Consider the following 19,472-nt stretch of genomic DNA (forward strand, 5'->3'; position numbering starts at 1 on the left):
GGGCTTTTATTTTTTTATTTAATCTAAAATATATCTTAACCCAATTTGCATTTGCCATCTGCTAAATAAACTTGGATCATCCACAAAAGTTTTATCAACACCTGAAAAATTGAAAATAGGTTCACCATTTGTATCAAATCCGGTAAGAGTTAATGGTGAAGTTGCCGCTGCAGAAGCTACTTGTCTTACACCCCAGCTTGAATTTAGTAAATTTGCAAAGTTTAAAATATCCAAACTAAGTTGGAAAGTATTATGTTTTCCAAAAGCAGGGAGTGTAAAATCTTGTAATATTCTTAAATCAATATTAAAATACCAAGGATTTACCAAACCATTTCTTTCTGCAATTTCACCTCTGTGTTTGCTTAAATATTCATCTTGTTCTATGAAAGCATTTAATGCAGTCCATTGTGTTGGATCAGCAAGATTTATATCGTTCGAATTCTTAGGTATGTAAATTAGATCATTTCCACCAGCGCCATCACCATTTACATCTCCAGCATAAACAAATGAATATCGATTACCACCAGAAGTTGTAAACATATTACCTTCTGCAGCTTCTAAAAACATTCCAAAAGTTGTTGCTAATTTTTCACTCCAAGTATGTTTGTAAGTTGCGCCGCCTATAATTCGATGTCTTTGGCCAAATTGGGAATTGCTCAGTTCAGGATTATTCGGATCACCTTTAACCGGATTACTTTGATGCAGAGTTGCAGCAATTTCTGTTGTGGTCATAATATTTTTAGAATCCAAATAAGTATAAGCTAAACTAGTTGTGAGACCAACTTCAAACTGTTTTCTCAATTGTGCAGTGATACTAAAATTATATCCTTCATCACTGTTATCAATTACGTAAGCACCGCCGTCAAGGCTTTGATCTGAATCGGCAACAGCGCCGCCATAATAAGGTCTGCCATCAGCTAAATTGCGTATAGGTAAACCAAGATTTGCATTTCTTACATAAACAGAATTAATATCTTTTGAATAAATTGCTTCCAATGTTCCTAAAATATCATATGGTAATTTGTAATCAAAAGCTAAATTTGTTGTCCAAACTTGAGGCCATGTAAAATCTTCAGCCATAGCATTCAAATAATAAGATTGTTTAAGTATTGAATTATCTTGGGTTTCAACCACATCAACCCCAACCGGAACATCTTCAATTTTCACACCTTCTGCAGGTAAATTTGGATTTAGACCGGGATTCGAAATATTATTACCAATCCAAACAAAAGGAATTCTTCCGGTAAATATTCCGGTTCCTCCGCGTAATTGAGCTGATCTATCACCGTGAATATCCCAATTAAATCCGATTCGTGGAGAAAATAAAGGAGTTGCATCTGGCATTTTACTTTGATCAACAGTTTCCGGTTTATCATTTTCATCCAAAAGAGTTAAACTTCTTGACCATGGATTATCAACCGGTTCTGTAAAATATGTTGGAATATCAACTCTAACTCCATAAGTTAATGAAAACACATCGGTCATTAGATATTCATCTTGAGCATAAAAAGCAAGCTGCCCAACTTCAATAAATTCACCTTTAAATGGAATATCTTCGGATGGAACATTTGTCTTAAAATTTTGTGGATTAGCTGGATCTGTAGCAGCTAAGAAATCAGCAACTGAATTGAATGCTGTTCCACCGGGCCAAGTATTGAAACCTAATAAACCGTATCTGAATAAATTGAAAGAATTAAAGAAATCAAAATACTCAAACGAAGCACCAACTGTTAAAACATGGCTTCCTAAATAATAACTGAAATTATTTGTTATCTGTAAAACATTTTGATCTAAAATATTGTGAATTGAAAATGGTTCATGCCCAAGTGTTGTATAGGTTATACCGCCTTCACCAATTTCAATTGTTGGATATGGACTGCTGAATGGATCTCGAAAATCTCTAAATCTATTATAGCTTACGAAAAATTTATTTGAAAAACTCTGGTAACGACTGTTCAATTCTAAGGCAAATGAACTCAATTGATTATTCATTTCATAACCGGAATTTTTAAATGGAAGTGTATTCTGATTTGGTCCTCTTCCGGTATTATTATAACTTATTGCAAATGGATGAGGTGGTTTCTGCTGGCGAGCATTAAGATAATTATATCGGAAAACCAAGTTATTATTATCATTAATGTTCCAATCCAATTTTGCAAGAAGTTTTTCATTCTCTGTATTTAAATCATATCCTTGGTAAGGTCCAGGATCATATCCATAAACTTGAATCATTCTTTGTCTAATCAAATCCATTGTTGCAGCATTAACTCTGGATTCTGTTGATGTTACATTTCCGTCGGTATCAGCTGTAAAATTAGTGCCCGGATCTTTTCTTCTTTCTATTTCACCATTTATAAAAAAGAATAATTTATTTTTTATAATTGGTCCGCTTAATGTCAATCCGTATTGGTTATAAGATAAATCCGGAACATTTAATTCAACATCTCCAATTTTTCCACCTTGCATACTTTCATTTCTTAAAAAAGTATAAACTGAAGCTTTAAGATCATTTGTTCCACTTTTTGTAACAGTGTTAATTCCAGCGCCGGTAAATCCGCCTTCTCTAACATCAAAAGGGGCTAGAGACACTTGAACTTGTTCAATAGCATCATATGGTAGCGGTTCTGCATTGGTTTGACCACCAGGAGCCGGATCATCTAATCCAAACGGATTGTTAAAATATGATCCATCTACGGAAATATTATTGAAGAGCCAATTTTTTCCACCAAAGCTAAAGTTTCCGTCACTTCGCGGATCTAATCTTGTTAAATCTCTTGTACTTCTTTTAATTGTCGGTAAAGCTCTTACTTCATCAGGATTAATAAAAGTTTCTGCACCGGTTCTACTACTATTCAAAATATTATCTGTCATTCCATGAACAACTAATTCACCAAGTTCAACAGATTCCGGAGCAAGTTCAATATCTAATTTTAATGTTTGTCCAATATTTAAATAAATATTACTTTCATTCCGAGTATTAAAACCAACAAATGAAACTGAAATTGAATACGGACCACCAATTTTTAAATTCGGCAGATTAAAAACGCCATTTTCTCTTGTAACTGCACCGTATTTTGTTCCACTTGGCTCATGAGTTGCCATAACATTTGCGCCGGGTAAAGCATTTCCATCATTATCGGAAACAAATCAATTGATGGCAGCAGTGGTAACTCCTTGAGCTAAATTATTGCTTGTAATTAAAACAAGAAACGAGAACAATAAAGTTATTTTAGAAATAGATATGAAAGTATTTTTCATAGGCTCTCCTTTTATGAATGGGGTAAAAGTTGTTTTAAGGTGTAACCAAATTAGGAAATATTAAATAAAGAACAAAAATTATTATTTTATTTTGCTGGCTAAAAAGTGCTCCATAGAAGTAGTACCTATTTGTTTTTATAAAAAGAATTATTTTTATAATAAATTAATTTAAGTATTTTTCTTTCCTATAATAATATATACACATCTTAATATTTCATTTAAATAACTATCTAAATCAACTACTCTAAAGGTGCAGTATTGAAAAATAGTACAACAAACGAAATCATACTTGGTATGCAAATGCTTTTTGTGGCATTTGGTGCGTTAGTTCTGGTTCCTTTATTAACGGGAATGGATCCATCTTTAGCACTTTTTACAGCTGGTGGGGGGACATTAATTTTCCAATTTATTACTCAAAGAAAAGTTCCGGTATTTCTTGCAAGCTCATTTGCCTTTATCGCTCCAATTCAAATTGGAATTAAAGAATTTGGAATTGGTGAAACTTTAGGAGGTTTAGCAAGTGCGGGAGTAATTTACATAATTTTATCTGCTTTAGTAAAAATTAAAGGAGTTCAAGTAATCGAAAAATATTTACCACCAATTGTTACAGGTCCGGTTATAATGATTATTGGATTAAACTTAGCTCCAGTAGCTGTTGGCATGACTAAAAATTTTGACGGAAGCGCAAATATTGATTCAATTGCAATTATTGTAGCATTATTTTCATTAATTACTACAATTATTGTGGTTTTAAAGGGAAAAGGAATGATAAAACTAATTCCCATTTTAAGCGGAATTGCCGGCGGATATTTACTATCAATAATTTTAGGAAAAGTAAATTTTCAACCAATTGCGGATGCAAAATGGTTTATGATTCCATGGGTTGAAGCACTTAATTCCGGAACTTACGAATTTCCTGTTTTTAGTATTGCTGCGATTTTATTTATACTTCCCGTTGCCATTGCTCCCGCAATTGAACACGTTGGAGACGTGATTGCAATTTCTGAAATTTCTGGAAAAGATTATCTTGAAGATCCGGGATTACATAAAACTCTACTCGGCGATGGATTGGCAACAATGTTTGCATCATTATTGGGCGGACCACCAAATACTACTTATTCTGAAGTTACAGGTGCTGTTGCTCTTATCAAAAAATTTGAAACAAAACTTATGACAATTGCTGCAATATTTGCTATTGCTTTGGCATTTTTAGGAAAATTAGGTGGAATTCTAAAAACAATTCCAGCTCCTGTAATGGGCGGAATAATGGTGCTTTTATTTGGAATGATTTCAGCAATTGGAATTGGAACATTAGTTAAAAATAAAATCGATATGTCCAACTCAAGAAATCTTGTAATTGTTGCTGTAATACTTGTTTTCGGAATTGGAGATATGTCGCTTGGATACGGAAATTTTCAACTCGCCGGAATCGGTTTAGCAGGAATAGTTGGAGTTTTATTAAATATCATTTTACCAAACAATAAATAATTTTAGGAGAACCCTATGAGGAAATTTATTTTTATTACACTACTTTTAATTGCATCATCAATGTTTGCTCAGAATATTCAGCTACATTATGATTTAGGAAAAGATAGAGAATATTTTACTTCTACAATTGAAATGTTCAAACCAGATGAATATGGTTCAACATTTTTCTTTGTTGATTTTGATTATAACGCTAATGGAAATAAATCTATTGCTTTAGCATATTTTGAAATTGCAAGATATTTAACAATTCCCGGAACTGGTGGTTTAGCCGGAACTATTCAATATAATGATGGAACTGCTCCATGGGGCCCGCTAGGTCATATTGTTTTAGCCGGAGTAAGTTATCCAATTGATTTAGGTTTTGTTACTTTAAATACAGATTTACTCTTGAGAAAAGATTATTTATCTGATGGAATGGATTATCAATTTACTACAGTTTGGTTCAAGCCATTTTTTGAAGGAAAATTAATTTTTACTGGATTTTTGGATTTATGGACAGGGGAATATTGGTATACTGATGGCAAGGAAATGGTTTTACTAACTGAACCACAATTATGGTATAATATTGATTCTCATTTATCCGTTGGCGGTGAAGTAGAAATTAGTAATAATTTTCTTCCCTCAACAGATGGGATACAATTTAATCCAACATTAGCAGTAAAATGGAATTTCTAACAAAAAATTAGGAAGTACAAAATGAAAGAATTCTTAAATTTTAATAAATATGATACAAATCTAAAAACAGAAATTCTTGCGGGAATTACAACTTTTTAGCAACTATGTACATTATTGTTGTTAATCCGGCAATAATTTCCGCAACTGGAATGTCTTTTAGCGCAGTTTTAACAGCAACAATTTTAGTTTCTGCTTTTAGTAGTATTATGATGGGAATTTATGCAAACAACCCAATTGTACTTGCTCCCGGAATGGGATTAAATGCTTTTTTTACTTATTCTGTTGTTTTAGGAATGGGTGTAAAATGGGAAATAGCGCTAGGTGCCGTTTTTTGGTCGGGAATAGTTTTTCTAATTTTATCAATTTTTAAAATTAGAGAAATGATTGTAAGAGCAATTCCAAAACAAATTAGATATGCTATTGCAGCGGGCATTGGTTTATTCATAACTTTTATTGGTTTTGTTAATGCAAAGTTTATTGTTGATAATCCGGCTACTTTAGTTTCCATTGCAAAAATGGATCCAATAATTGTTACATTTTTAATCGGATTGATAATCACATCAATATTTGTTATAAAAAATGTAAAAGGTGCGCTAATTATTGGAATTGCAGTCACAACAATTCTTGCCATTCCAATTGGAAGATTTTACGGAGATGCTTCATCAATAAATTTTGGAGTTCCAACTTTGGTAACTTGGAAAGGTTTATTATCTTGGCCAGATTTTAGTTTAATATTGAAATTGGATTTAATAAACTCGCTTCAATTTGCATTATTCCCAGTAATATTTGCATTTTTATTTACAGATATGTTTGATTCAATATCTACTTTTATTGGTGTTGCCGAAGCTGCAAATATCATGGATGCTGATGGTGAACCAAGAAATATTAAACAATCATTAATTGTTGATGCAATTTCTACAACAATTTCCGGATTATTTGGAACAAGCTCCGGAACAAGTTATATTGAATCTGCTGCCGGAGTTGAACAAGGCGGAAGAACCGGAATGACAGCAGTTGTTGCCGGATTGTTATTTTTACCATTTATGTTTTTCTCTCCAATTTTATCAATTGTTCCGGGAATTGCAACTGCTCCCGCTTTAATCTTAGTTGGAGTATTTATGATGAAACCAGTATTAAAAATTAATTGGACAAAATTTGATGATTCAATTCCGGCATTTTTGGGAATGATTTTAATTCCGTTAACTTACTCAATTACGCAAGGAATTATCTGGAGTTTTATTGCATGGACTGTAATTAAAATTGCTATCGGTAAAAAAGAAGAAGTTTCTTGGATGCTTATTGTTATTGATATTTTCGCAATTCTTGCGTTAGTAATTTAAGAAATGTGCATTAAATTAAAATTAAGAAGCTCAATAAATATTAAAGTTTGTTGGGCTTTAATATTAGTGAAAAGTCAAAAGTGAAAAATTAAAAGTAAAAACGTAAATAAGTCAAAATATAATATGTCATTGCGGTTGCTGAGTTTATCGAAGCATACCGGAATCTATTAAAATAAAAAAGTGAATTCACAAAACAGTTATTAATGATAGAACTTGTTATTTCGATTCCGATGATTTTTATCGGAAGAGAAATAACAAATTTTAATTGTGAAAAAAAACGAGAAAATTATGAAACAATGGTATGAAGAATTATTTACGAATTATGCCAAAAAATATGATGAAGAAAGTTTTACAAAAGGTACAATTGGCGAATGTGATTTTATTGAACAAGAAATAAATTATAATAAAAATATAAAAATTCTTGATATTGGCTGTGGAACGGGTAGACACACAATTGAACTTACGAAACGTGGTTATAATGTTACCGGAGTTGATTTATCTGAATCTCAACTAATCAGAGCAAAAGAGTTAGCGCAAAAAGAAAATTTACAAATTGTTTTTCAAATTCAAGACGCAAGAAATTTAACATTTACAAATGAATTTGATTTGGTAATTATGCTTTGCGAAGGTTCATTTCCCTTAATGGAAACAGATGAAATGAATTTTGAAATTCTAAAGAATGCTGCAAAATCAATAAAAGAAAAAGGTAAATTAATTTTTACAACTTTAAACGGATTGTTTCCACTGTTTCATTCAGTCAAAGATTTTCTTGAAAAAAACTCAGAAGAGGGAAATGCAACTTATACAAATAATACTTTTGATTTAATGACTTTCCGCGATCACAATATTACAACCGTTGAAGATGATTTTGGAAACAAGAAAGAGTTAAATTGTAATGAAAGATATTATGTGCCTTCGGAAATTACTTGGCTTTTAAAATCTTTAAATTTTAAGACGATAAATATTTTTGGTGCAAAACTCGGTGAATTTAGCAGAAATGATAAGTTAACAACAGAAGATTATGAAATGTTGGTTATTGCGGAAAAGTAAAGTTGTTGAAAAGTACTAATGTTTAGAAAGTGAAATTTTTATCAATTATTCGGTTAACTGTAATTCAGATCTTTTACTAGTAATTTCCATAGTTTCGGTATTAAAATAATTTAAACAGAATAGGTTTTTATCTTCATTATCTATTGAACCACCGGCGTTAAATATATTTATTCCCAAACGAGAATAAATTTTATTTTCATGACTATGACCATGAAGAATGGCATCTATGTTATTTTTAACAAATAATTTTAGAAGCTTTTTTTTCCCTCTTAGTTTTAGCGTATAACCTTCAATTTTATTCCACAAATCATTTGTAGAACTTTTAGCTTCAAAATTATTTTTATAGAAGTGATGATGTGATAAAACTATCTTTTTTTTGTTATCAATTCCTGAATCTTCTAAAATTAACTTTAAATATTTATATTCATTTTTAGAAACCTTACCATTGGAAGCAAATGGATTTTTAATAACTGAATAAATATCATTTGTATTTATTCCAATAAGTGCTACATCATCAAGAATTTTCACAAAAGGGAATATATTTTTTTCATCGGGGAAAATACAATCGGTAAATAATTCTTCAAAATAATTTACAAATCTTAATACTTGATCACTGTAATTTGTTGATTTACATCTTTCCGGAAAATTTAGTAAATCCTTAACGGAATAAACTCCTCCGAATATATCATGATTTCCAATTATAACAGTAGTTTTTCTAGAATCAAGTAAGTTAAATTCCTTTAATATTTCTCGAAAAATTTTAAAACTTTCTTCATCGGCATCATGAGCAATATCACCTGTAATTATTAGATGATCAAATTCATCAATACTGGCTTGTGTTAAAGCGAGACGAGTCTTTTCAATATTATTTTTGTGATATATTGGATTTAAATGAAGATCGGATAAATGTAATATTTTCATTTTTGTTAAAATTTTTCTCAAAACTAAACTTTATATGTTAATTTATTTTTAAGGCAATGTTAAGTTAGTTTTAACAAAGAACAGTTTTATAAAATTTCTTAATCATTTCTTAACATCAAAGTAATTATTCAGTAATATCTTCGATATAAATTTCCCCCAATAAAAATCAACTCCTAATTGGTTAAAATGCGTAATAAAGCACTATTTATTTGCGGCTCTATGAATCAGACGACAATGATGCATAAAATATCAAAGCATTTATTGGGGTTTGATTCATATTTTACGCCATACTATGATGACGGTATTATTGGATATTTTGCCGAAAAAGGTTTATTAGAATTTACAATTTTGGGAAAAAAGATAAGACGAAAGACTGAAAATTATCTTATTAATAATAGATTAAATATTGACCCAAATAAAAGAAATAATGAATATGATTTAGTTTTTACGTGTTCTGATCTAATAATTCCAAATAATATTAAGTATAATAAAATAATATTAATTCAGGAAGGAATGACAGATCCGGAAAATCTTATGTATTATTTTGCAAAGTATTTTGGATTTCCACGTTATCTGGCAAGCACTTCAACAACTGGCTTGTCAGATGCGTATAAATTATTTTTTGTCGCTTCCGAAGGTTACAAGAATTTATTTATTAAAAAAGGAATAAATCCAGAAAAAATAATTGTTACCGGAATACCAAATTTTGATAATGTTAAAGAATTTCTTGATAATGAATTCCCACATAAGAATTTTGTATTAGTTGCAACATCAGATTCCCGCGAAACATTTAAATATGAAAATAGAAAGAAGTTTATTTTGGATGCATTAAAAATTGCTAATGGAAGACAACTCATTTTCAAACTCCATCCAAACGAAAATTTTAATCGAGCAACAAAAGAAATAAATAAATATGCACCTGATGCATTGGTTTACACTGAGGAAAATATAAACCATATGATTGCAAATTGTGATGTGCTAATTACAAAATATTCTACTGTCGTTTATATTGGCATCGCTTTAGGTAAAGAAGTCTATTCTTATTTTGATTTAGATAAATTAATGGAATTAACTCCAATACAAAATGGTGGTAAATCAGCTGAGCTAATTGCATTAAAATCACTTGAATATTATTATAAACCAAGTTTGCTTTTTGATGAATTCAAAACTTTTCAATTAGGATTAAGAAAGACAATAACATGTTAAAAATTGCTACAATAATACAAGCTAGAACAAGCTCTACTCGCTTGCCAAATAAAATACTTTATTATGCTGCCGGGAAGCAACTATTAATTCACATGGTTGAAAGAGTTAAGAAAGCAAAGTATTCCGGAAGAGTTATAGTAGCGACAACTACAAATGAGGAAGATAATATAATTGAAGAATTATGTATCAAAAATAATATAGATTTTTACAGAGGACATGCAACTGATTTATTAGATAGGCACTACAAAACTGCACTAAAATATGATGCAGAAGTTGTGGTAAAAATTCCATCAGACTGTCCTTTAATTGATCCGCAAATTATTGATAGAGTAATTGGATATTTTATAGAAAACATTGATTCATACGATTTTGTAAGTAATCTTAGACCACCAACATATCCGGATGGAAATGACGTTGAAGTAATGTCAATGGATACGTTGAGATATATTTGGAAAGAAGCGAAAAAGGAATACGAGCGCGAGCATACTACACCCTACATTTGGACTCACCCGGAAATTTTTGATATAGGAAATGTAATTTGGAATACTGGATTTGATTTTTCAAAAAGTCATAGATGGACCTTAGATTATGAAGAAGATTACACATTTATAAGAATGATTTATGAGGAACTTTATCATTCAAATCCAAATTTTGGATTGTACGATATTTTGGATCTTCTTGAAAATAAACCATACATAGGCAGAATAAATAATAAACACGTTGGCAAATTCTGGTATAATGATAATGTTATAATTGCCCCAAAATTAAGATTAGAATATGGACAATAAAAAATTAAAAGAAATAAAAGAAACATCTAAAAATGTTAGAGAACATATTATTTCAATAAGCAATAAAGGTGGTGCTTTTATTGGATCAGCTTTATCTTGCTCTGATTTAATTGTTTTTTTATACAAAAATTTTCTGAATGTAAATAAAGATAATTACCAAAGCAAGAATAGAGATTATTTCTTCTTATCTAAAGGACATGCTGTTCCCGCATTATATGGAATTTTAGTTGAATTAGGAATGCTTGAAAAAGAAAGATTAAATAATCATTTACAGACAAATGATTTTATTTATTGGCATCCAAACACAAAAATACCGGGCGTTGATTTTCATTCCGGTTCATTAGGACATTCTTTATCAATTGCGGTAGGTGTCGCAATCGATTTAAAATTAGAAGGTAATAAAAATAAAGTTGTTGTTTTGATGGGAGATGGTGAATTAAATGAAGGATCAATTTGGGAATCTTTATTGATTGCAAATGCTTACAAATTGGATAATATGATTATAATTATTGATCGAAATCAAATTCAAGCAAATTTGTACACGGAAGAATTAATTCCGTTAAATCCACTTAATCTAAAGTTTGAATCTTTTGGTTGTTCGGTTAAACAAATCGACGGACACAATTTTCTTGATATGCACGAAACACTAAAAGAATTTCCATTTGAGAAAAATCGACCTTCGGTTATGATTGCCGATACAATTCGAGGAAAAGGAATTTCAAGCATTGAGAATAAAATAAATAAATGGTTTGTTGAAAATAATGATTTTGAATTGATAGAATATTTTAATGAGTTAAATATTTCACACGAATATGAATTCGAGATGAGTAATTAAAATGAACTACGAAGAAAAATTAATTGAGCTTGCTCATAAAAATGAAAATATCTTAATCCTTACTGCGGAAAACAGAGCATCAATTAGAAATTTACCCAAAGTAATTTCAAATAAATTTATTGATACCGGAATTTGTGAACAGACTCTTGTTGGTATTTCAGCTGGTTTAGCATTAAGAGGAAAGGTGCCAATTGTTCATGCAATTGCTGCATTTTTAACAATGAGAGCTTTTGAATTTATAAGAACTGATATTGGGTATCCAAATTTAAATGTTAAGCTTGTAGGCAATTTTGCCGGATTTTTATCGGAAGGAAACGGACCAACACATCAAGCTATTGAAGATATATCATTGATGAGAACAATTCCAAATATAAATATTTTCTGTCCCGCGGATATTGATGATTTAATTAAAGGACTTTCAACGGTTATTAATTACAACAGACCTTTTTATATTCGATACAATGATTTACAACCGATTGTTGAGCACGAAGAATTTGCATTAGGGAAAGCTGAAGTTTTTGGTGATGGAAATGAAATAGGAATTTTCGTTTATGGAACTTTGTTTAATGAAGCATATAATGCAAAAGAAATTCTTGAATCAGAAGGATATTCTGTAAGATTAATTAATCTTAGAACACTTAAACCGATTGATGAATACGAAATTATTAATACCATAAATTCGTGCAAAACAATTGTTAGTATTGAAGATCATTATCGTATCGGCGGACTTTATTCAATAATAACTGAGATTATTGTTAAAGAAAAACTTATTGCCGATTTTCTTCCCATAAACTTACAGAACAAATTTTTTAAACCGACAAAATTTAAAAATATTCTTACCCACGAAGGATTTGCAGCAAATAATTTAGTTAATAAAATAAAAGAATACTTATATAAAAAGGAAAAGAAAATAGATGTCGAATGGAGTAATGTTAAATAAAGAATATCCAACAATTACAAAATCGAATGAATTCTTTTACAGAGCTGAAGGTTTAATTCCATCCGCTACCCAAACGCTTGCAAAAGGTCCAACTCAATATGTTAAAGGGGTTGCACCAAAATACTTACTCAAAGGTGAAGGCTCACATGTTTGGGATGTTGATGGAAACGAATACATTGACTACAATATGGGAATTGGTCCAATTTCCTTAGGATATAATTATAAAAAAGTTAATGATGCAATTATTCAGCAACTAAATGATGGAATTACATTTTCATTAATGCATCCTTTGGAAGTTGAAGTTGCGGAACTTTTAAATGAAATTATTCCGAATGCAGAAATGGTTAGATATAGTAAAACCGGTGCGGATGTTACAAGTGCTGCAGTTAGATTAGCTAGAGCATATACCAGTAAAGATAAAATATTGGTATGTGGTTATCATGGCTGGCATGATTGGTATTCAAATATTCTTCCACCAAATAGAGGAATTCCCTTAGCAGTTAGTGAACTTACCCATACATTTAATTATAATGATATTGAATCTCTTAAGAAATCAATAGATGAAAATACTGCTGCAGTTATTCTTGAACCAGTTGTATTTGATGAACCAAAAGATAATTTTCTTTACCAAGTAGCTGAATTGTGCAAAGAAAAAAATATTCTTTTAATCTTTGATGAAATGTGGACCGGTTTTAGAATTTCGCTTGGGGGTGCACAAGAATATTTTAATATTACTCCGGATTTAGCAACATATTCAAAAGCAATTGCTAATGGAATGCCAATTTCTGTCCTCAGCGGAAAAAAAGAAATAATGAAGCTTGCAGAAAATGATATATTTTTTTATACCACATTTGGCGGCGAAGCATTGTCATTAGCTGCTGCAAAAGCAACTATTAATGAGATTAAGGAAAAAGACGTAATAAACTTTTTGAGAATTCAAGGTAAGAAATTAAAAGATGGATTTAACGGTTTATGTGAACTATTGGATTTAGATTTTATTAATACAGTTGGATATAATTGGAGATCAATGATTAGAATAAAAAGTGAAGTAATCGATCCATTAATTATTAAATCTTTTATTCAGCAAGAAATGATTAAACGAGGAATACTTTGGTCGGGATTTCATAATATGTCCTTTTCACACACAGATGATGATATTAACTATACTTTAAATGTTTATGAGGATGTTTTAAAATTATTGAAAGATTCAATTAATAAAAATGATATTGAAAGCAGATTATTAGGTGAACCGGTAAAAGCTGTTTTCAGAAAAACAGAAAACTTCAATATAAAACCAGTATCAAAATAATGGAATTATTTTCACTTAAAAATAAAGTAGCAATTGTAACTGGGGCTTTAGGATTATTGGGGAAAAAACATTGTGAAGCTTTATCAGAAGCTGGTGCAAATGTAATCGTAACAGATTTAAATGAAAAAAATTGTAAAGAGTTTTCCCAGAAATTACAAACAGAATCTGAAGGTTTTGAGGTTGACGTTACTAATAAAGAATCAATTGAGAATTTATTAGAAAAAGTTTTATCAAAATTTAATTCAGTTGATATTCTAGTAAACAACGCTGCAATAAATGATATGGTTGAAAATCCTAAAAGTTTATTTGAAGAATCAAAATTTGAAAATTATTCTTTACAAAATTGGCAGCATTCTATTGATGTAAATTTAACAGGAACTTTTCTTTGCTCTCAAATTATGGGAAGTCAAATGGTGAAACAAGGAAAAGGAAATATTATAAATATTGCATCTACTTATGGAGTTGTTGCTCCAAATCAAAATTTATATAAAGATCAAAATGGGAATCAAATATTTTATAAACCACCAGCTTATTCTGTAACCAAAGGTGCTGTAATTGCATTCACAAAATATTTAGCAACATATTGGGCTGAGAAAAATATTAGAGTTAATTCTCTTTCACCCGGAGGCGTAAGAAATAATCAAAATGAAAATTTTATAAATGAATATTCAAAACGAACTCCATTAGGAAAAATGGCTGAACCGGAAGATTATAAAAGTGCGATTGTTTTTCTTGCAAGTGATTCTTCAAAATATATGACCGGAGCAAACTTAATTGTTGATGGCGGATGGACTATTTGGTAAAAGGAAAAATATATGAATGAGTTAACCTCAAAACTAAGAAAAATTAAAATGCTTCTAACAGATGTTGATGGTGTATTGACCGATACCGGTGTTTACTATTCTGTTTCTGGGGAAGAATTAAAAAGATTTAGTCTAAGAGACGGAATGGGTGTTGAAAGATTAAGAGAACTAGTCAAAGTTAAAGTTGGAATTATTTCCGGTGAAAAATCATTACTTGTTAGAAAACGTGCAGAAAAATTAGATATTGAAGAAATTCATTTAGGTGCTAAAAATAAAATTAAAGTATTAAAAAATATTTGTAAAGAAAAAGCATTAGAGTATAATCAAATTGCTTACATAGGTGATGATGTTAACGATTTGGAGATAATTGAAGCCGTTGGTGTTTCAGCATGTCCAGCTGATGCAATGAAAATTGTAAAAGAAAAAGTTGATTTTGTTTTAGATAATTTAGGCGGTTACGGAGCATTTAGAGAATTTGCAGAAATAATAATTGAAGAGAAATTAAAAAGTAAAGAAGAGGATTAAATGAATAGGTCAAACATAATTCGTCTTGGTAATAAATTTATTGGCGATGGTCAACCAGTTTATATTATTGCCGAAATTGGTATAAATCATAATGGATCATTAGAAAATGCAAAAAAATTAATTGACGGAGCTGTTTTTGCTGGATGCGATGCAGTTAAATTTCAGAAGAGAACTCCGGAAATTTGTGTTCCCGAAGATCAATGGTATATTGAACGTGATACTCCTTGGGGTAGAATGACATATTTGGAATATCGTCACAAAGTTGAATTTGGATTTTCCGAATATGAAATAATTGATCAATATTGTAGAGAAAAAAATATTCATTGGTTTGCTTCTGCATGGGATGTTGAAGCTGTTAAATTTTTGGAAGATTTTAATATTCCAATGTATAAAATATCATCTGCATCTTTAACAGATGAAGATCTTCTAAAGAAAGTTAAAGCGACCGATAAACCTATAATGATTTCTACCGGAATGTCGTCATTAGCTGAAATTGACAAAGCAGTTGAAATATTAACTGATACGAAATTAATGATTGCGCAATCAACTTCTAATTATCCTTGCAATTTGAATGAGTTAAATATTAATGTAATTGAAAATTATAAAAATAGATTTCCTAAAATTCCAATCGGATATTCCGGACATGAGACCGGTTTAGCTCCAACTTACGCTGCTGTAGCAAAAGGTGCAACTTTTGTTGAACGTCATATAACACTTGATCGTGCATCTTGGGGAAGTGATCAAGCAGCTTCTGTTGAAATTATGGGATTATACAGATTAGTAAAAGATATCAGAGATATTGAATTGGCACTTGGAGATGGAATTAAAAGAGTTTATGACAGCGAAAAAAAATCAATGGCAAAGTTAAGAAAGAATATTTCAGAATCACTTTATGCTTAACTAATGAACTTAACTATTTTTCAATTATTTTCATTTGCAGCACTTTCAATTTTTGCAATTATTCTAATTATTTTAGAAAGGTATTTTCCATACAATAAAAATCAAACAATAATTAGAAGCGGGTTTTGGAATGATTTTATTTTCTACAACTTTATTCAATCTTTTTTTATTGGAATTCTAATTTCGTATTTGATTCAATTTATTGATGATTCCACAAATGTATCAAGATTAAGAATAATTTCTGATTGGCCAATTTTTTATCAAATATTATTTTTCTTAATTACGCATGATTTGTACATTTATTGGTTTCATAAACTTCAACATAAAAATAAATATTTATGGCGTCTTCATGAAGCTCATCATTCGCCAAAAGAAGTCGATTGGCTTTCCGGTATTAGATCTCACGGTTTCGAAATATTAATTAATCAAACTATTGAATTTTTACCAATTGTTTTATTGGGTGCATCTCCACAAGTTGCCGTAATTAAGGGATTAATTAGTGGTGCTTGGGGAATGTATATTCATTCAAACATTGATGTAAAATCTGGAATACTGCAGTATATTATTAATGGTCCCGAAATGCATCGATTACATCACGCAATTGGAAAGGTGAGAAATAAAAACTTTTCTACAAAATTTGCAATATGGGATTGGATTTTTGGAACTTCATATTTCCCAAAAGATGAAAAAGCAACTGAGTATGGATTGAAGACATTTTTTCCGGAAAATTATTTTGAGCAATTTATTTTCGCATTTAGAAAATTCAAAAAAGAAAATTAAAAATGATAATGAGAAAATAATGCAGATAAATTGGTTTTACTTATTACTTGCTGGTTTCTTAGAAATTGGTTGGGTTATCAGCTTAAAAAAGACCGAAGGTTTTACTAAAATAGTTCCAATAATTTTTTATGCACTCTTCGGATTTTTCGCAGCATATTTTTTTTCTAATGCATTAAAAACAATTCCAATTAGTATAGCTTATGCAATTTGGATGGGAATTGCAGTTATAGGTACAACAATTGCGGAAAGTTTGATATTTAATTCAGCATTTAATTTTACAAAAATATTTTTTGTTGCATTGATTCTAATTGGTGCAATTGGATTAAAATTAACTTCAAATATGGAATAATTATATGAAGCAACTAGATTTAAATTCAATAATTTCCAATCACTTTACAAACTTTCCAAAATTAGCAAATTGGAAAAAGCAATTAATTTTAAAATCTGTAAATAAAGTTATTCATCTGGAAGAAATTAATAAAATACTTGAAGCAAATAGTGAAGTTATTGGTATTGATTTTATTGATAATTTATTTGAGCATCTTAACTTTTCTTTTAATGTTGCAAATAAAGATATTAGAAAAATTCCATCGGAAGGAAGATTAATAATAGTAGCAAATCACCCCATTGGTAGTTTGGATGGATTAGCATTGCTTAAAATGATTTCTGAAATTAGAGAAGATGTTAAAATTATTGCAAATTCAATTTTGTATGAAATTGAAAATTTAAGAAGTTTGTTTCTTCCTTTTCATTTGGATTCAAAACAAATTCAAAGAGAAAATATTAAAGCTATTGATGAAGCTCTTCAGAATGAACAAGCAATAATTATTTTTCCAGCAGCAGAAGTTTCTCGTTTAAAATTCTATCATATTACCGATTCTAGATGGCACAAAGGTGCAATACATTTTGCAAAGAAAAACAATTCGCCAATTTTACCAATTTACATTGAAGCCAAAAATTCAATACTATTTTATTCAGCTTCAGCAATAAATAAATATTTCTCAAGATTTTTTTTAGTTCATGAATTATTCAATAAAAGAAATAAAACGATAACAATTAAAATTGGTAATCCAATTCCGGCAAAAGTATTTACATCTCATATAATTGAAGATCAAGCACAAATTGCATTATTGAAAAAACATGTAATGAGAATTAGAAAAGATAAAAAGGGAGTTTTTATAACAGAGAAAAATATTATTCATCCTGTACCAAGAAAATTTATAAAACGCGAATTGGTTAATTCAGAATTGATTGGGGAAACATCCGATAGAAAAAAAATATATTTGTGCGAATATGCAAAAGCTCCAAACGCATTAAATGAAATAGCTCGTTTGAGAGAAATTACTTTTAGAAAAGTTGGTGAAGGAACCGGAAATAAATTAGATATTGATCGATTTGATAAACTTTACAAACACATTGTTGTATGGGATGAAAATGATTTAGAGATTGTTGGTGCATATAGATTAGGAGTTGGAAGTGAATTGATGAATGAGTTTGGAATTAAAGGATTTTATACTTCAACTCTTTTCAAATATTCTGATGAGTTTACGAAAACATATTTAAATAATGGATTGGAACTTGGCAGAAGTTTTATCCAAAAAAAATATTGGAAGACAAATGCACTCCACTATTTATGGCAAGGCATTGGTGCTTTTTTATATAAACATCCAGAAATTAAATATATGTTTGGCGGTGTAAGTATTAGCAAAAATTATAATCAAACTGCAACTGAAATGATTGTTTATTATTATTCAAAGTGGTATGGAAATTCAAAAGATTCAGTTACGCCAAATAAAGAGTTTATGATCTCAGAAAAAACAAGTATCAGTTTAGCTCAAGAATTTTCGGGAAATTCACCAATTGAAGATTATAAAATTCTAAAAAATATGTTAAAACCGTATGGATTTACAGTTCCAACTTTGTATAAGCAATATACTGATTTGTGCGAAAGAGACGGTGTAAATTTTTTAGGTTTTGGAGTTGATGATTCTTTTGAAATGTGTGTAGATGGTTTTATTATGATCGAAGTTGAAAAAATTACAAGTGAAAAAAGATTAAGATATATCGATATTCATTCCGGTGAACAAGCTGTAGCTTAAACTTATTCTTCTTTTGATGGTAAACCGAGTTTAACAAGCAATTCTTCAAGTTCTTTAACCAAATTAAAACTTTTTGATTTAACTTCATTAAAAGTTCTTGAATATGATTCGGTCTTTGAGCTATCCCAGTTTAATAATCTCTGATTGTAATTTCGAAAAGGTTCATTTTCAAATCGTTTGGGTTTTGAATCTTCTAAACTGTTGGAAGCTTTTCTTGCGCTTAGTTCTGAATAATCCCAAGTTAAATCATAAAGAGAAAAAAGGATTTTCCTAACTTTTTTCCATTCTTCCTCGTTCAAATCTTTTTTCATTTTAAAGTACTACTATTTAAAATCATGAGTAAATCTTTTTGTAAAATTATTCAGCAGAAATAAAAATGATCCTATCAATGAATGGTAAACATCGATAATTTCAAAATTTATTGAAGGAGTAATATTTACAAAATAAACGAAAAATTTTATGATGATTATACTTGAGAAGAATACTGAGAAACCTTGTAAACTTATAGTAATTAGTTTTGTGAAATTCATTTTTACAATTAATATTTTTATCTAC

The 19,472-nt window shown here is 29.8% G+C and carries 18 protein-coding genes; 15 read left to right on the plus strand and 3 right to left on the minus strand.

Annotation, left to right across the window (positions count from 1 at the left end):
- Nucleotides 1–18 precede the first annotated feature (18 nt).
- Nucleotides 19–3,102 (minus strand): TonB-dependent receptor, encoded by a 3,084-nt coding sequence (locus IPM32_12430; GenBank protein MBK8946060.1) that lies wholly within the window; start codon nucleotides 3,100–3,102, stop codon nucleotides 19–21.
- A gap of 414 nt (nucleotides 3,103–3,516) precedes the next feature.
- Here IPM32_12430 and IPM32_12435 point away from each other — a divergent pair, with 414 nt between their 5' ends.
- The 4 genes from IPM32_12435 to IPM32_12450 all read left to right on the plus strand — a co-directional run bounded on the left by IPM32_12435 (nucleotide 3,517) and on the right by IPM32_12450 (nucleotide 7,811).
- Nucleotides 3,517–4,746, plus strand: coding sequence for a uracil-xanthine permease (locus IPM32_12435; protein MBK8946061.1), 1,230 nt, complete (start codon nucleotides 3,517–3,519; stop codon nucleotides 4,744–4,746).
- A 15-nt stretch (nucleotides 4,747–4,761) separates the two neighbouring features.
- Entirely contained in the window at nucleotides 4,762–5,421 is a 660-nt protein-coding gene (locus IPM32_12440; GenBank protein ID MBK8946062.1) for a DUF5020 family protein, read from the plus strand.
- Nucleotides 5,422–5,525: 104 nt separating this feature from the next.
- Nucleotides 5,526–6,761 (plus strand): NCS2 family permease, encoded by a 1,236-nt coding sequence (locus tag IPM32_12445; GenBank protein ID MBK8946063.1) that lies wholly within the window; start codon nucleotides 5,526–5,528, stop codon nucleotides 6,759–6,761.
- 288 nt (nucleotides 6,762–7,049) lie between these two features.
- Nucleotides 7,050–7,811: a methyltransferase domain-containing protein gene (locus tag IPM32_12450; protein MBK8946064.1), complete on the plus strand. Its 762-nt coding sequence runs from the start codon at nucleotides 7,050–7,052 to the stop codon at nucleotides 7,809–7,811.
- Between the two features lie 45 nt (nucleotides 7,812–7,856).
- Here the strand turns inward: IPM32_12450 and IPM32_12455 are convergent, their stop codons facing one another.
- A complete protein-coding gene (locus tag IPM32_12455) occupies nucleotides 7,857–8,732 on the minus strand; it encodes a metallophosphoesterase (GenBank protein MBK8946065.1) in 876 nt (291 codons plus the stop codon).
- Nucleotides 8,733–8,918: 186 nt separating this feature from the next.
- Between IPM32_12455 and IPM32_12460 the strand changes: the two genes are divergently transcribed.
- The 11 genes from IPM32_12460 to IPM32_12510 are packed head-to-tail and all read left to right on the plus strand — an operon-like array spanning nucleotide 8,919 to nucleotide 18,917.
- Entirely contained in the window at nucleotides 8,919–9,938 is a 1,020-nt protein-coding gene (locus IPM32_12460) for a CDP-glycerol glycerophosphotransferase family protein (GenBank protein MBK8946066.1), read from the plus strand.
- The gene (locus IPM32_12465; protein ID MBK8946067.1) at nucleotides 9,932–10,726 is read left to right on the plus strand and encodes a glycosyltransferase family protein; all 795 of its coding nucleotides are present in this window, start codon (nucleotides 9,932–9,934) and stop codon (nucleotides 10,724–10,726) included. Before IPM32_12460 ends, IPM32_12465 begins: the two co-directional genes overlap by 7 nt.
- Complete coding sequence (locus IPM32_12470; protein ID MBK8946068.1) at nucleotides 10,716–11,561, plus strand: transketolase; 846 nt, start codon at nucleotides 10,716–10,718, stop codon at nucleotides 11,559–11,561. Before IPM32_12465 ends, IPM32_12470 begins: the two co-directional genes overlap by 11 nt.
- 1 nt (nucleotide 11,562) lies before the next feature.
- A complete protein-coding gene (locus tag IPM32_12475; GenBank protein MBK8946069.1) occupies nucleotides 11,563–12,501 on the plus strand; it encodes a transketolase in 939 nt (312 codons plus the stop codon).
- On the plus strand, nucleotides 12,476–13,810 hold the full coding sequence (locus tag IPM32_12480; GenBank protein ID MBK8946070.1) for an aminotransferase class III-fold pyridoxal phosphate-dependent enzyme: 1,335 nt from the start codon (nucleotides 12,476–12,478) through the stop codon (nucleotides 13,808–13,810). The genes IPM32_12475 and IPM32_12480 overlap by 26 nt, the downstream gene beginning before the upstream one ends.
- Nucleotides 13,810–14,613, plus strand: a complete 804-nt coding sequence (locus IPM32_12485; protein MBK8946071.1) for an SDR family oxidoreductase — start codon at nucleotides 13,810–13,812, stop codon at nucleotides 14,611–14,613. The genes IPM32_12480 and IPM32_12485 overlap by 1 nt, the downstream gene beginning before the upstream one ends.
- Before the next feature lie 12 nt (nucleotides 14,614–14,625).
- Nucleotides 14,626–15,138, plus strand: coding sequence for an HAD-IIIA family hydrolase (locus IPM32_12490; protein ID MBK8946072.1), 513 nt, complete (start codon nucleotides 14,626–14,628; stop codon nucleotides 15,136–15,138).
- Nucleotides 15,139–16,038, plus strand: a complete 900-nt coding sequence (locus IPM32_12495; protein ID MBK8946073.1) for an N-acetylneuraminate synthase family protein — start codon at nucleotides 15,139–15,141, stop codon at nucleotides 16,036–16,038.
- 3 nt (nucleotides 16,039–16,041) lie between these two features.
- Entirely contained in the window at nucleotides 16,042–16,818 is a 777-nt protein-coding gene (locus IPM32_12500; protein MBK8946074.1) for a sterol desaturase family protein, read from the plus strand.
- Between the two features lie 19 nt (nucleotides 16,819–16,837).
- Entirely contained in the window at nucleotides 16,838–17,167 is a 330-nt protein-coding gene (locus IPM32_12505) for a multidrug efflux SMR transporter (GenBank protein ID MBK8946075.1), read from the plus strand.
- A 4-nt stretch (nucleotides 17,168–17,171) separates the two neighbouring features.
- The gene (locus IPM32_12510; GenBank protein ID MBK8946076.1) at nucleotides 17,172–18,917 is read left to right on the plus strand and encodes a lysophospholipid acyltransferase family protein; all 1,746 of its coding nucleotides are present in this window, start codon (nucleotides 17,172–17,174) and stop codon (nucleotides 18,915–18,917) included.
- A 2-nt stretch (nucleotides 18,918–18,919) separates the two neighbouring features.
- On the opposite strand, the gene IPM32_12515 is transcribed toward IPM32_12510, so the two are convergent.
- A complete protein-coding gene (locus IPM32_12515; GenBank protein MBK8946077.1) occupies nucleotides 18,920–19,228 on the minus strand; it encodes a hypothetical protein in 309 nt (102 codons plus the stop codon).
- Nucleotides 19,229–19,472: the final 244 nt, after the last annotated feature.

The organism is Ignavibacteriota bacterium, from assembly GCA_016716225.1.
Lineage (GTDB): Bacteria > Bacteroidota > Ignavibacteria > Ignavibacteriales > Melioribacteraceae.